Genomic DNA, 13,771 nt, shown 5'->3' on the forward strand with positions numbered 1-13,771 from the left:
GAAATTACACGCCATGTGTACGGCGCCGGCCCCTGCCAGCGCCGCCCAAATAAAAACGCTCCCCACCTGCCTTGCAGCAAGCGGGGAGCGTGGTCAGTGACGCAAGAGCGCGCGCTTACGCGGCGCTGTCGTCACCTGCGACGGACTCGTCAGCCGTCACGCCAGCCAGCTCGGCCGCTTCGGCTTCGGCGATGGCGCGGCGCTCGGCCTCGTCCATGGCGTCCTTGGCCTTGCGAGCCTGGTGGTAGGCCAGACCGGTACCAGCGGGGATCAGACGACCCACGATGACGTTTTCCTTCAGACCGCGCAGCTCGTCGCGCTTGCCCATGATGGCAGCCTCGGTCAGCACGCGGGTGGTTTCCTGGAAGGAAGCCGCAGAGATGAAGGAGTCGGTCGACAGCGAAGCCTTGGTGATACCCAGCAGCACGTTGGAGTACGTGGCAGGGATCTTGCCGTCGCGTTGCGCCGCTTCGTTGGTGTTGAGCACTTCGGAGCGTTCGACCTGTTCACCCTGGATGTAGGTGGTATCGCCAGGGTTCTCGATCACGACGCGACGCAGCATCTGGCGCACGATCACTTCGATGTGCTTGTCGTTGATCTTCACACCCTGCAGGCGGTACACGTCCTGCACTTCGTCCACGATGTAGCGCGACAGCTCTTCGATACCCAGCAGGCGCAGGATGTCCTGCGGATCGGCCGGGCCGTCCACAATCGATTCACCCTTGTTCACCACCTGGCCTTCGTGGACCAGAATGTTGCGCTCCTTGGGCACCAGCTCTTCCCAGACCTTGCCTTCCAGATCGGTGATCTGCAGGCGGATCTTGCCCTTGGTTTCCTTGCCGAAGGAGATCGTGCCGGTCATCTCGGCCAGCGTGCCCTTGTCCTTGGGCGTACGGGCTTCGAACAGCTCGGCCACACGGGGCAGACCACCGGTAATGTCGCGGGTCTTCTGACCTTCCACAGGGATACGGGCCAGCACTTCGCCGGGGCCCACGTCCTGGCCGTCACGCACCTGGATCAGCGCGCCGACCTGGAAGCCGATCGTCACGGCGTGGTCGGTACCAGGGATCTTGACTTCCTGGTTGTTGGCGTCGATCAGCTTGACCTGGGGACGCACCACCTTGGCAGAACCACGGCGCTTGGGGTCGATCACCACCAGGGTGGACAGACCCGTCACTTCGTCGACCTGCTTGGCCACGGTGAGGCCTTCTTCCACATTCTCGAACTTCACCTGACCGGCGTATTCGGTAATGATGGGGCGGGTCAGCGGATCCCAGTTCGCCAGGATCTTGCCAGCCTTGATGGCTTCATCGGGCTTGACGGTCAGGATGGCGCCATAAGGCACCTTGTGACGCTCACGCTCACGGCCGTTTTCGGAGATCACGATCTCGCCCGAACGCGAAATCACGACCAGCTCACCCTTGGTGTTGCTCACATAGCGCATGGTCGGGTTGAAGCTGATCGAACCGTTCGACTTGGCTTCCACGCTCGAGGCCACGGCTGCACGCGAAGCCGCACCACCGATGTGGAACGTACGCATGGTCAGCTGGGTACCGGGTTCACCGATGGACTGTGCAGCGATCACGCCCACCGCTTCGCCCATGTTGATCAGGCCACCGCGACCCAGGTCACGGCCGTAGCAGGTTGCGCACAGGCCGAAACGGGTTTCGCAGGTCAGCGCCGTACGCACCTTGATCTCGTCCACGCCCTGGGCTTCCAGCTCTTCGATCGTGTCTTCGTCCAGCAGCGTACCGGCGCGCAGCAGCACCACACGGGTTTCGGGATGCAGCACGTCTTCGGCGGTCGAACGGCCCAGCACGCGGTCGCGCAGGGATTCGATCACTTCACCGCCTTCGACGATGGCGCGCATCAGGTAACCGTTGTAGGTACCGCAGTCTTGCTCGTTCACGACCAGGTCCTGGGTCACGTCCACCAGACGGCGGGTCAGGTAACCCGAGTTCGCGGTCTTCAACGCCGTGTCGGCCAGACCCTTACGGGCACCGTGGGTCGAGATGAAGTACTGCAACACGTTGAGGCCTTCGCGGAAGTTCGCGGTAATAGGCGTCTCAATGATGGAACCGTCAGGCTTGGCCATCAGGCCACGCATACCGGCCAGCTGGCGAATCTGCGCTGCAGAACCCCGGGCACCGGAGTCGGCCATCATGTAGATGGCGTTGAACGACTCCTGGTCCACCTGGTTGCCGTCGCGGTCGGTGGTCTTCTGGACCTTCAGCTGGTCCATCATCACCTTGGACACGTCGTCGCCGGCCTTGCCCCAGATGTCCACCACCTTGTTGTAGCGCTCACCAGCCGTCACCAGACCGGAGACGTACTGTTGCTCGATTTCCTTCACTTCGGCTTCCGCGCGGGCCAGGATGTCGGCCTTTTGCGGGGGCACCAGCATGTCGTCGATGGCCACGGAGAAACCGGCGTGCGTCGACAGACGGAAACCGTTCTGCAGCAGCTTGTCGGCAAACACCACGGTGGCCTTCAGACCGCACTTGCGGAACGAAGCGTTGATGAGCTTGGAGATTTCCTTCTTCTTCAGCGCCTTGTTGATGTTGCTGAAGTCCAGGCCCTTGGGCAGGATTTCCGACAGCAGGGCACGGCCCACCGTGGTGTGCACCAGGCTCACGGACTTGACGAATTCGCCAGTTTCCTTGTCCTTGGTCCACTGGGGCAGACGCACGCTGATCTTGGCATGCAGCTCGGCTTCACCGGAATCCAGCGCGCGCTGGACTTCGTTGGTGTCCATGAACACCATGCCTTCGCCCTTGCCGTTGATCTTGTCGCGGGTCGCGTGGTACAGACCCAGCACCACGTCCTGGGAAGGAACGATGGAGGGTTCGCCCGAAGCGGGGAACAGCACGTTGTTGGAGGCCAGCATCAGCGTGCGGGCTTCCATCTGTGCTTCCACGGACAGGGGCACGTGCACAGCCATCTGGTCACCGTCGAAGTCGGCGTTGAATGCCGCGCAGACCAGCGGGTGCAGTTGCAGGGCCTTGCCTTCGATCAGGATGGGCTCGAACGCCTGGATACCCAAACGGTGCAGCGTAGGCGCACGGTTGAGCATGATCGGGTGTTCTTTGATGACCTCTTCCAGAATGTCCCACACCACGGGGCTGCCGGATTCCACTTCCTTCTTGGCGGCCTTGATGGTCGTGGCAATGCCCATCTGCTCCAGACGGGAGAAGATGAAAGGCTTGAACAGTTCCAGCGCCATCAGCTTGGGCAGACCGCACTGGTGCAGCTTGAGGTAAGGACCCACGGTAATCACGGAACGACCGGAGTAGTCCACGCGCTTGCCCAGCAAGTTCTGGCGGAAACGACCGCTCTTGCCCTTGATCATGTCGGCCAGCGACTTCAGGGCACGCTTGTTGGCGCCCGTCATGGCCTTGCCACGGCGACCGTTGTCCAGCAGGCTGTCCACGGCTTCCTGCAACATCCGCTTTTCGTTGCGCGCAATGATCTCGGGAGCCTTCAGCTCCAGCAGGCGGCGCAGACGCGAGTTGCGGTTGATGACGCGGCGGTACAGGTCGTTCAGGTCGGAGGTCGCAAAGCGGCCGCCGTCCAGCGGCACCAGCGGACGCAGGTCGGGAGGCAGCACGGGCAGCACTTCCATGACCATCCAGCCGGGCTTGATGCCGGACTTCTTGAACGCTTCCAGCAGCTTCAGGCGCTTGGCGTTCTTCTTGACCTTGACTTCGGAGCCGGTCAGATCGCCGCGCAGACGCTCGATTTCGCTGTCGATATCGATGCCTTCCAGCAGGTCCTTGATACCTTCGGCGCCCATCTTGGCGGTGAACTCGTCGTAGCCGAATTCACGCTGCTTCGCGTCGTAGTCGTCTTCGGACATGATGCTGAACTTCTTCAGCGGGGTCATGCCGGGATCGGTCACCACATAGGCTTCGAAGTACAGCACGCGCTCGATGTCACGCAGCGTCATGTCCAGCACCAGACCCAGGCGCGAAGGCAGGGACTTCAGGAACCAGATGTGGGCGCAAGGCGCAGCCAGGTCGATGTGGCCCATGCGCTCACGGCGCACCTTGGTCTGGGTCACTTCCACGCCGCACTTCTCGCAGATCACGCCGCGGTGCTTCAGACGCTTGTACTTGCCGCACAGGCACTCGTAGTCCTTGATCGGGCCAAAGATCTTGGCGCAGAACAGACCATCGCGCTCGGGCTTGAACGTACGGTAGTTGATGGTCTCGGGCTTCTTCACCTCACCGAAAGACCAGGAACGAATTTTCTCGGGCGAAGCCAGGCCGATCTTGATGGCATCGAAGTGCTCATCCGGCGTGAATTGCTTGAACAGGTCGAGTAACGATTTCATAGACTCTTTCCCTTTCATCCAAATTAATAGCTGCCTCTGCGGGATCTGCATCGAATCCTCAATTCGATCGATGCAGATCCTTTGTTCATGCGCAGAAGGCGCTCACGTTTTTTACAAGGTCTCAGGAACGCTCGAGTTCGATGTCCAGGCCCAGGGAACGAATTTCCTTGACCAGCACATTGAACGATTCAGGCATGCCGGCTTCAATGGCGTGCTCGCCCTTGACGATGGATTCGTACACCTTGGTACGGCCCACCACGTCATCGGACTTCACGGTCAGCATTTCCTGCAGCACGTAGGCGGCGCCGTAAGCTTCCAGCGCCCACACTTCCATTTCACCGAAACGCTGGCCACCGAACTGGGCCTTACCGCCCAGAGGCTGCTGCGTCACCAGCGAGTACGGACCCGTGGAACGTGCGTGCATCTTGTCGTCGACCAAGTGGTGCAGCTTCAGGTAGTGCATGTAGCCGATGGTGGTCGGGCGCTCGAACTGCTCGCCGGTACGGCCGTCGAACAGATAGGCCTGGGTGCGGCTGTCGGTCAGACCCTTGCGCTCCTTCAGTTCATCGGGATATGCCAGCTTCAGCATGTCCTTGATTTCCTGTTCGGAAGCACCGTCGAACACCGGGGTGGCGAAAGGCACACCGGTCTTCAGGTTGTTGGCCATGCGCAGGATTTCGTCATCGCTCAGCAGCGACAGGTCTTCCTTGCGACCGCGGCTGTTGTAGACCTCTTCCAGGAAGGCACGCAGATCGGCCATCTTGGCTTCGGCTTGCAGCATGTCGCCGATGCGCTGGCCCAGACCCTTGCCGGCCCAGCCCAAGTGCACTTCCAGCACCTGACCGATGTTCATACGCGAAGGCACGCCCAGCGGGTTCAGCACGATGTCGGCGGTGGTGCCGTCAGCCAGGTAAGGCATGTCTTCCACGGGCACGATGCGGGAAACCACACCCTTGTTACCGTGGCGGCCGGCCATCTTGTCACCAGGCTGCAGGCGGCGCTTGACGGCCAGGTACACCTTGACCATCTTCAGCACGCCAGCAGGCAGCTCGTCGCCTTGCGTGAGCTTCTTGCGCTTTTCTTCGAAAGCCAGGTCGAACTCGTGGCGCGTCTGCTCCAGTGCGTTCTTGATGGATTCCAGTTGCGCAGCCAGTTCGTCTTCTGCAGGACGGATATCGAACCAGTGGAACTTCTCCACGCCGTCCAGATAGGCCTTGTCCAGCTTGGCGCCCTTGGCCAGCTTGTTCGGGCCGCCGTTGGCCACGCGGCCGATCAGCAGCTTCTCGATACGGTCGAACGCGTCGGCTTCCACGATGCGCAGCTGGTCGTTCAGGTCCAGACGGAAACGCTTCAGTTCATCGTCGATGATCTGCTGGGCGCGCTTGTCGCGCTGGATGCCTTCACGGGTGAAGACCTGCACGTCGATCACGGTGCCGGACGAGCCCTGGTCCACACGCAGCGAGGTGTCCTTCACATCGGAAGCCTTCTCGCCGAAGATGGCGCGCAGCAGCTTCTCTTCCGGAGTCAGCGTGGTCTCGCCCTTGGGAGTGACCTTGCCCACCAGCGTGTCGCCGGGTTGCACTTCCGCACCCACGTAGATGATGCCGGACTCGTCCAGGCGGTTCAGCTGTTGCTCGGACAGGTTGGGGATGTCGCGGGTGATTTCTTCCGCGCCCAGCTTGGTGTCGCGTGCCATCACCACCAGTTCCTCGATGTGGATCGAGGTGTAGCGGTCTTCGGACACCACGCGTTCGGAGATCAGGATCGAGTCTTCGAAGTTGTAGCCGTTCCAGGGCATGAAGGCGATCAGCATGTTCTGGCCGATGGCGATTTCGCCCAGGTCGGTCGATGCGCCGTCGGCGATCACGTCACCCTTGGCCAGCTTGTCGCCGCGCTTGACGACGGGACGCTGGTGGATGTTGGTGTTCTGGTTGGAACGCTGGTACTTGATCAGGTTGTAGATGTCCACACCCACTTCACCAGCCACAGCCTCTTCATCGTTCACGCGGATCACGATGCGGGTTGCATCGACGTAATCCACGATACCGCCGCGGGTGGCCGTCACCACGGTGCCCGAGTCGACCGCAGCAACGCGTTCGATACCGGTACCGACCATGGGCTTTTCAGGACGCAGCACAGGCACGGCCTGGCGCGACATGTTGGCACCCATCAATGCGCGGTTCGCGTCATCGTGTTCGAGGAACGGAATCAGCGAGGCAGCCACCGACACGATCTGTGCAGGCGACACGTCCATGTACTGCACGCGCTCGGGCGACAGCAGCGTGGATTCACCGGCTTCACGGGCCGACACCAACTCGCCCACCAGACGGCCTTCGGCGTCCAGTTCGGCATTCGCCTGGGCGATCACGTACTTGCCTTCTTCGATGGCCGACAGGTAGTCGATTTCCATCGTGACCTTGCCGTCCACCACGCGACGATACGGGGTTTCGATGAAACCGTATTCGTTCAGGCGGGCGTACAGAGCCAGCGAGTTGATCAGACCAATGTTCGGACCTTCAGGCGTTTCGATAGGGCAGACGCGACCGTAGTGGGTCACGTGCACGTCACGCACCTCAAAGCCGGCACGTTCGCGGGTCAAACCGCCCGGGCCAAGGGCCGACACGCGGCGCTTGTGGGTGATTTCGGCCAGAGGGTTGGTCTGGTCCATGAACTGCGACAGCTGCGATGCACCGAAGAACTCCTTCAGCGCGGCAGAAATGGGCTTGGAGTTGATCAGGTCGTGGGGCATCAGAGGCTCTTGCTCTGCCTGACCCAGACGTTCCTTCACAGCCTTTTCGATACGTGCCAGACCGGTGCGGTACTGGTTTTCGGCCAGTTCGCCCACGCAACGCACGCGGCGGTTGCCCAGGTGGTCGATATCGTCGACTTCGCCCTTGCCGTTGCGCAGATCCACCAGGATCTTGACCACGGCCAGGATGTCTTCGTTGGACAGCACCATGGGACCTGTCGCATCGTCGCGGCCCACCTTGGCGTTGAACTTCATGCGGCCCACGCGCGACAGATCGTAGGTATCGGCGTTGTAGAACAGGCGCTGGAACAGGGCCTGCACGGCGTCCTCGGTGGGAGGCTCGCCGGGACGCATCATGCGGTAGATCGCCACACGTGCAGCGAACTCGTCAGCGGTTTCATCCGTGCGCAGGGTCTGCGAGATGTAGGCGCCCTGGTCCAGTTCGTTCGTGTAGATGCACTGGATGTCCTGGATGCCGGCGCTGCGGAGCTTCTTCAGCAGGGCTTCGGTCAGCTCTTCGTTGGCCTTGGCGATGATTTCGCCGGTGTCCGGATCCACGATGTTCTTGGCCAGCACACGGCCGATCAGGAAGTCTTCGGGCACGCTGATGTACTTGGTGCCGGATTGTTCCAGTTCGCGGGTGTGGCGGGCGGTGACGCGCTTGTCCTTGGCCACGACGACCTTGCCGGACTTGTCGGTGATGTCGAAACGTGCGACTTCACCCTTCAGGCGGTCGGCCACGAATTCCATCTGCGCGCCGCTGTCCATCAGGCGGAAATTGTCGTTGACGAAGAAGTTCGCCAGGATGGACTCGGGGGTCAGGCCGATGGCCTTCAGCAGGATGGACACGGGCATCTTGCGACGACGGTCCACGCGGAAGTACAGCAGGTCCTTGGGGTCGAACTCGAAGTCCAGCCAGGAGCCGCGGTAAGGGATGATGCGCGCCGAGAACAGCAGCTTGCCCGAGCTGTGGGTCTTGCCCTTGTCGTGTTCGAAGAACACGCCAGGCGAACGGTGCAGCTGCGAGACGATCACACGCTCGGTACCGTTGATGATGAACGAGCCCTTGTCGGTCATCAGGGGCACTTCGCCCATGTAGACCTCTTGCTCCTTCACTTCCTTGACCACCTTGGACTGCGAAGTCGAGGACTCGCGGTCATAGATGATCAACTGCACTTTGGCACGCACGGCCGAGGCGAAGGTCAGACCACGGGTCTGGCACTCGCGCACGTCGAAAGCGGGCTTGGCAAGGTTGTACTCGACAAACTTCATCTCCACAAAACCATTGTGGGAGACGATGGGGAAAGCAGAGTTGAAAGCCGCTTGCAGGCCTTCAATGGTGCGTTTTTTGGGGGCTACGTCTGACTGCAGGAATGCGGTGTATGCATCTTTTTGCATCTGCAGCAGGTAAGGCACTTCGAGCACGCTATCGCGGCTGCCGAAACTTTTGCGAATTCGCTTACGTTCGGTGTAAGAATAGGCCATGAGATCTCCGGGCAAAGACTTGAGTCCTGGGTCTGCGACGACACTGTCCGGCAAGAAGGGCGCGCTCCTTTTGCCGGCTTGGCGGTTGGCCACTACCAACCATGGCGGACGGCGATGCGTTGCACATCGCCCGAACCAAGGCATCTTCTGCTGTCGGGTTGTCAGAAGACACTAGAAAAAAGGCGATTTGCCCGTTTTCTGGTGTGCTCTGGAAGCCAGTTCCACAAGCACCAAAGGCTGGAGGCCCTTGCGAGCACTCCAGCCTCAGGATTGGACTCAATTACTTGAGTTCAGCCTTAGCACCAGCTTCGGTCAGCTTCTTCACTGCGGCTTCAGCGTCGGCCTTGGCCACGCCTTCCTTCACGTTCTTGGGAGCGCCGTCGACCAGGTCCTTGGCTTCCTTCAGACCCAGGCCGGTGATTTCACGCACGGCCTTGATCACGGCAACCTTGTTGGAACCGGCTTCAGCCAGCACCACGTTGAACTCGGTCTTTTCTTCAGCAGCAGCAGCAGCACCGCCGCCAGCAGCAGCAGGAGCAGCCATAGCGGCAGCGCTCACGCCAAACTTTTCTTCAATTGCCTTGACCAGGTCGTTCAGTTCCAGAACAGTCATGCTGTCCAGGGCGGTCAAGAATGCGTCTTTATCGAATGCCATGTTAATTTCCTAACAATTTGTTGGTTGTTTGTTGCCGCAATTAAGCTGCAGCGGCTTCTTCGGCGGCAGGTTGCTCTGCGCCTTCGCTCTTCTTTGCCGCCAGCGCACCCAGCACAACGGCTGTACGCGACATAGGCGACATGAGCAAGCCACACACTTGGGCCAGCAGCACTTCCTTCGAGGGGATGCTTGCCAGCTGCTTCACGCCGTTCACGTCCAGGGCCTTGCCCGAAAACGCGCCACCGCGAATCACCAACTTGTCGTTGGTCTTCGCGAAGTCGGCCACCACCTTGGCGGCAGCCACTGCGTCTTCAGAGAAGCCATAGATCAGGGGACCAGTCATCTGGTCAGCCACCACTTCAAACGCGCTACCGGCGACAGCACGGCGGGCCAGGGTGTTCTTCAACACGCTCAGGCTCACACCCTTGCTGCGCGCTTCGCTACGCAGTTTGGTCATGTCGGCGACCGTGATGCCACGGTATTCCGCGATCACAAGCGTTTGAGCTTTAGCGGCGAGGCTGGTCACTTCGTTGATGACCGCTTCTTTCTCACTGCGATTAAGACTCAAGGTCTACTCCTTCAAATGCGCACGCAGGGCAAGCCCCTTGTGCGCGCTCTTGTTGCAGCGACCAACTGTTAGAGGACATTCATCCATCTGCAGCGGGATCGCCATCTGCGCTGGCTATGCAATTAAGTGGCAAGCCACACCAGCGGTCTTGGATGACCTGTCCATGCGCACATGGACAGCCCACCACATCAGCCCGGACAAATCCGGGCAGAAGATTTTAGCGAATTACGCTGCGATGGATTGGGGCTCGACGCGAACACCCACACCCATCGTAGAGGAAACCGCCACCTTGCGCAGGTACAGACCCTTGCTGGAAGCAGGCTTGGCCTTGTTCAGCGCGTCCACCAGGGCGGCCAGATTGGCTTGCAGCTTGTCGTTGTCGAACGAGCGGCGGCCAATGGTCGAGTGCACGATACCAGCCTTGTCCACGCGGAACTGCACCTGACCAGCCTTGGCGTTCTTCACGGCCGTAGCGACGTCGGGAGTCACAGTACCCACCTTGGGGTTGGGCATCAGGCCGCGCGGGCCCAGGATCTGACCCAGCTGACCCACGACACGCATTGCGTCGGGAGCAGCGATCACCACGTCAAAGGGCATGTCGCCAGCCTTGACTTGGGCAGCCAGATCGTCCATGCCGACGATGTCAGCACCAGCGGCCTTGGCTTCTTCAGCCTTGGCGCCTTGTGCGAACACGGCCACACGGGTGGTCTTGCCGGTACCGTGAGGCAGCACGACAGCGCCGCGCACCACTTGGTCCGACTTCTTGGCATCCACGCCCAGTTGCACGGCCACGTCGATGGATTCATCGAACTTGGCGGTTGCAGCTTCCTTCACCAGCACCACGGCTTCGCCGAAGGCGTACAGCTTGGTGGAGTCCACCTTGCCTTGGAGAGCTTTTTGCTTCTTGGTCAACTTGGCCATTTTACAAACCCTCCACGATCACGCCCATCGAACGGGCAGAACCAGCCAGCGTGCGCACGGCGGCGTCAACGTTAGCGGCATTCATGTCCTTCAGCTTGGTCTGAGCGATCTCTTCCAGCTGAGCACGGGTGATCTTGCCGACCTTGGCCTTCAGAGGGTTCGCAGAACCCTTGTCCAGCTTGATGGCCTTCTTGATCAGCACGGTGGCGGGAGGGGTCTTGATGACGAACGTGAAGCTCTTGTCAGCAAAGGCCGTGATCACCACAGGCAGAGGCAGACCGGGCTCAACACCTTGGGTCTGCGCATTGAATGCCTTGCAGAATTCCATGATGTTCAGACCGCGCTGACCCAGCGCAGGACCGATGGGAGGGGAAGGATTGGCCTTACCAGCTGGCACTTGCAGCTTGATAAAACCGACGATTTTCTTCGCCATGGATTTACTCCTTACGGGTATAGCGCCATGCAGTACATGGCTCCCCGTGTTAAAGGACTCTTATTTCAGCACGCGAGTCCCACAACGTGCGATCGGCATCAGGTCTTTTCGACCTGCGCAAATTCCAGCTCCACCGGAGTGGAGCGACCGAAGATCGCCACGGACACCCGCAGGCGGTTCTTCTCGTAATTGACTTCTTCGACTGTGCCGTTGAAGTCCGTGAACGGACCTTCCTTGACACGCACCAGCTCGCCCACCATGAACTCGATCTTGTGGCGCGGCTTGTCGGAGCCTTCCTGCATCTGGCTCACGATCTTCTGCACTTCCTCTTCCGAGATCGGTGCAGGGCGGTTCTTGGCGCCGCCCACAAAGCCGGTCACCTTGCTGGTGTGCTTGACCAAGTGCCAGGTGTCGTCGTCCATCACCATCTCGACGAACACATAACCCGGGAACAGGCGACGCTCGGTGGTCTTGCGCTGGCCGTTCTTCATTTCCACCACTTCTTCGGTGGGAACCAGGATACGGCCGAATTTTTCCTGCATACCAGAACGCTGAATGCGCTCCGTGATGTTGCGCTCCACAGCTTTTTCCATGCCCGAATAGGCATGCACGATATACCAGCGCAAATCAGGATTCACTGCAGCAGCGGGCGCCACTTGAGCGCCCGATGCACCTGCGTCCATCGCATCAGTCATTATTTTCTCCAGCCCAGAATGAGGTCATACAACACCCACTCCACGGTCTTGTCGGTCAACCAGAGGAACAAAGCCATGATCACCACAAAGGCGAACACATAAAGCGTCATCTGCAAGGTCTCTTTGCGCGAGGGCCAGACAACCTTTTTGACTTCTTTCCAAGAATCCTTGGCAAACGCAATCAGCTGCTTGCCTTGCTCGGAGACCAGGAACACGGCTGCAGCGGCCACCAGGCCGACCAACAGCACGCCCCATTGCGCAACAGGGCCTTGGGCGCCCAGAAAATAAAAGCCGGCGATGGATGCAATCACCAGAACCAGCACTGCAGCCAGCTTGGCCTTGTCGGCGCCAGAGCTTACTGTTTCAACTTGCGATGTAGCCATACCTAATCTTCATTCGCACAGCACAATGGCCGAGCACAAGACACTGAAGCCCGCCAGAGTCTGGCGGGCTTATCTTTACCACCTAGAGGTGGCAGGGGCAGTAGGAATCGAACCTACAACCTTCGGTTTTGGAGACCGACGCTCTGCCAATTGAGCTATACCCCTAAACCCTTAAATTTTAAGCCAGGATGGTAGCAACCACGCCTGCGCCCACAGTACGACCACCTTCGCGGATAGCGAAACGCAGACCTTCTTCCATGGCGATGGGGGCGATCAGCTTCACAGTGATCGACACGTTGTCACCAGGCATCACCATTTCCTTGTCGGCGGGCAGCTCGATGGAGCCGGTCACGTCGGTGGTACGGAAGTAGAACTGGGGACGGTAGTTGTTGAAGAAAGGAGTGTGGCGACCGCCTTCGTCCTTCGACAGCACATACACCTCAGCGGTGAAGTGGGTGTGGGGCTTGATCGAAGCGGGCTTGCACAGCACTTGGCCACGTTCCACGTCTTCACGCTTGGTGCCGCGCAGCAGCAGACCCACGTTGTCGCCAGCTTGACCTTGGTCCAGCAGCTTGCGGAACATTTCCACGCCCGTGACGGTGGTCTTCTGGGTGTCCTTGATACCGACGATTTCGATTTCTTCGCCGACCTTGATGATGCCGCGTTCGATACGGCCGGTCACCACGGTACCACGACCGGAGATCGAGAACACGTCTTCCACGGGCATCAGGAAGGCACCGTCCACAGCGCGCTCAGGCGTGGGGATGTAGCTGTCCAGAGCTTCAGCCAGACGCAGGATAGCGGGTTCACCCTTGTCGGATTGGTCGCCTTCCAGAGCCAGCTTGGCAGAGCCGCGGATGATGGGGGTGTCGTCGCCGGGGAAGTCGTACTTGGACAGCAGCTCGCGCACTTCCATTTCGACCAGTTCCAGCAGTTCTTCGTCGTCCACCATGTCAGCCTTGTTCAGGAAGACGATGATGTAAGGCACGCCCACCTGACGCGACAGCAGGATGTGTTCGCGGGTCTGGGGCATGGGGCCGTCAGCAGCCGAGCACACCAGGATAGCGCCGTCCATCTGGGCAGCGCCGGTGATCATGTTCTTCACATAGTCGGCGTGACCAGGGCAGTCCACGTGAGCGTAGTGGCGGTTAGCCGTTTCGTACTCGACGTGAGCGGTGTTGATGGTAATACCGCGGGCCTTTTCTTCGGGTGCAGCGTCGATCTGGTCGTAGGCCTTGGCTTCACCGCCAAACTTCTTCGACAGAACGGTAGCGATAGCAGCCGTCAAGGTGGTCTTACCGTGGTCCACGTGACCGATGGTGCCCACGTTCACGTGGGGCTTGGTGCGCTCGAACTTTTCTTTTGCCATTTTTTCGACTCCGAAAAAAATCAAATGCTCTAACTTGCTCTGGGCGCTACCATCTGAAAGAAGCACCAGAAAGATGGTGCCCATGGGCAGGATCGAACTGCCGACCTCTCCCTTACCAAGGGAGTGCTCTACCACTGAGCCACATGGGCAAACACCGCACACGAATGCACAATGTTGGAA

9 protein-coding genes and 2 tRNA genes are annotated in these 13,771 nt (G+C 59.9%); all 11 read right to left on the minus strand.

Annotated features, from left to right (window positions below; genetic code table 11):
- Nucleotides 1-115: 115 nt before the first annotated feature.
- The 11 genes from rpoC to QM470_RS15310 all read right to left on the minus strand — a co-directional run bounded on the left by rpoC (nt 116) and on the right by QM470_RS15310 (nt 13,740).
- Nucleotides 116-4,333 (minus strand): DNA-directed RNA polymerase subunit beta', encoded by a 4,218-nt coding sequence (gene rpoC / locus QM470_RS15260; protein WP_066541608.1) that lies wholly within the window; start codon nt 4,331-4,333, stop codon nt 116-118.
- Nucleotides 4,334-4,454: 121 nt separating this feature from the next.
- Nucleotides 4,455-8,567, minus strand: coding sequence for a DNA-directed RNA polymerase subunit beta (rpoB, locus tag QM470_RS15265; protein ID WP_280013890.1), 4,113 nt, complete (start codon nt 8,565-8,567; stop codon nt 4,455-4,457).
- Between the two features lie 280 nt (nt 8,568-8,847).
- Complete coding sequence (gene rplL, locus QM470_RS15270) at nt 8,848-9,222, minus strand: 50S ribosomal protein L7/L12 (RefSeq protein ID WP_066541605.1); 375 nt, start codon at nt 9,220-9,222, stop codon at nt 8,848-8,850.
- 40 nt (nt 9,223-9,262) lie between these two features.
- Complete coding sequence (rplJ, locus tag QM470_RS15275; RefSeq protein ID WP_066541604.1) at nt 9,263-9,790, minus strand: 50S ribosomal protein L10; 528 nt, start codon at nt 9,788-9,790, stop codon at nt 9,263-9,265.
- Nucleotides 9,791-10,015: 225 nt separating this feature from the next.
- Nucleotides 10,016-10,711: a 50S ribosomal protein L1 gene (gene rplA / locus QM470_RS15280; protein ID WP_066541602.1), complete on the minus strand. Its 696-nt coding sequence runs from the start codon at nt 10,709-10,711 to the stop codon at nt 10,016-10,018.
- 1 nt (nt 10,712) lies between these two features.
- Nucleotides 10,713-11,144 (minus strand): 50S ribosomal protein L11, encoded by a 432-nt coding sequence (gene rplK, locus QM470_RS15285; RefSeq protein ID WP_280013891.1) that lies wholly within the window; start codon nt 11,142-11,144, stop codon nt 10,713-10,715.
- A gap of 98 nt (nt 11,145-11,242) precedes the next feature.
- Nucleotides 11,243-11,839: a transcription termination/antitermination protein NusG gene (gene nusG, locus QM470_RS15290; protein ID WP_066541598.1), complete on the minus strand. Its 597-nt coding sequence runs from the start codon at nt 11,837-11,839 to the stop codon at nt 11,243-11,245.
- The gene (gene secE / locus QM470_RS15295; RefSeq protein ID WP_066541596.1) at nt 11,839-12,222 is read right to left on the minus strand and encodes a preprotein translocase subunit SecE; all 384 of its coding nucleotides are present in this window, start codon (nt 12,220-12,222) and stop codon (nt 11,839-11,841) included. The genes nusG and secE overlap by 1 nt, the downstream gene beginning before the upstream one ends.
- A gap of 89 nt (nt 12,223-12,311) precedes the next feature.
- Nucleotides 12,312-12,387: transfer RNA gene (locus tag QM470_RS15300), tRNA-Trp, on the minus strand.
- A gap of 13 nt (nt 12,388-12,400) precedes the next feature.
- Nucleotides 12,401-13,591 carry an elongation factor Tu gene (tuf, locus tag QM470_RS15305; protein WP_192334956.1) on the minus strand — a complete coding sequence of 397 codons (1,191 nt, stop codon included), beginning with the start codon at nt 13,589-13,591 and terminating at the stop codon, nt 12,401-12,403.
- Between the two features lie 74 nt (nt 13,592-13,665).
- Nucleotides 13,666-13,740, minus strand: a tRNA-Thr gene (locus tag QM470_RS15310).
- Nucleotides 13,741-13,771 lie beyond the last annotated feature (31 nt).

Origin of the sequence: Comamonas sp. 17RB, assembly GCF_030056555.1 — a bacterium.
Classification (GTDB): Bacteria; Pseudomonadota; Gammaproteobacteria; order Burkholderiales; family Burkholderiaceae_C; genus Comamonas; species Comamonas terrigena.

Excerpts from the sequence above, each read along its gene's own strand:
- rplK (WP_280013891.1), bottom strand. The coding sequence starts at position 11,144 with ATGGCGAAGAAAATCGTCGGTTTTATCAAGCTGCAAGTGCCAGCTGGT.
- nusG (WP_066541598.1), bottom strand. The coding sequence starts at position 11,839 with ATGACTGATGCGATGGACGCAGGTGCATCGGGCGCTCAAGTGGCGCCC.
- rplL (WP_066541605.1), bottom strand. The coding sequence starts at position 9,222 with ATGGCATTCGATAAAGACGCATTCTTGACCGCCCTGGACAGCATGACT.
- rpoB (WP_280013890.1), bottom strand. The coding sequence starts at position 8,567 with ATGGCCTATTCTTACACCGAACGTAAGCGAATTCGCAAAAGTTTCGGC.
- tuf (WP_192334956.1), bottom strand. The coding sequence starts at position 13,591 with ATGGCAAAAGAAAAGTTCGAGCGCACCAAGCCCCACGTGAACGTGGGC.
- rplA (WP_066541602.1), bottom strand. The coding sequence starts at position 10,711 with ATGGCCAAGTTGACCAAGAAGCAAAAAGCTCTCCAAGGCAAGGTGGAC.
- secE (WP_066541596.1), bottom strand. The coding sequence starts at position 12,222 with ATGGCTACATCGCAAGTTGAAACAGTAAGCTCTGGCGCCGACAAGGCC.
- rpoC (WP_066541608.1), bottom strand. The coding sequence starts at position 4,333 with ATGAAATCGTTACTCGACCTGTTCAAGCAATTCACGCCGGATGAGCAC.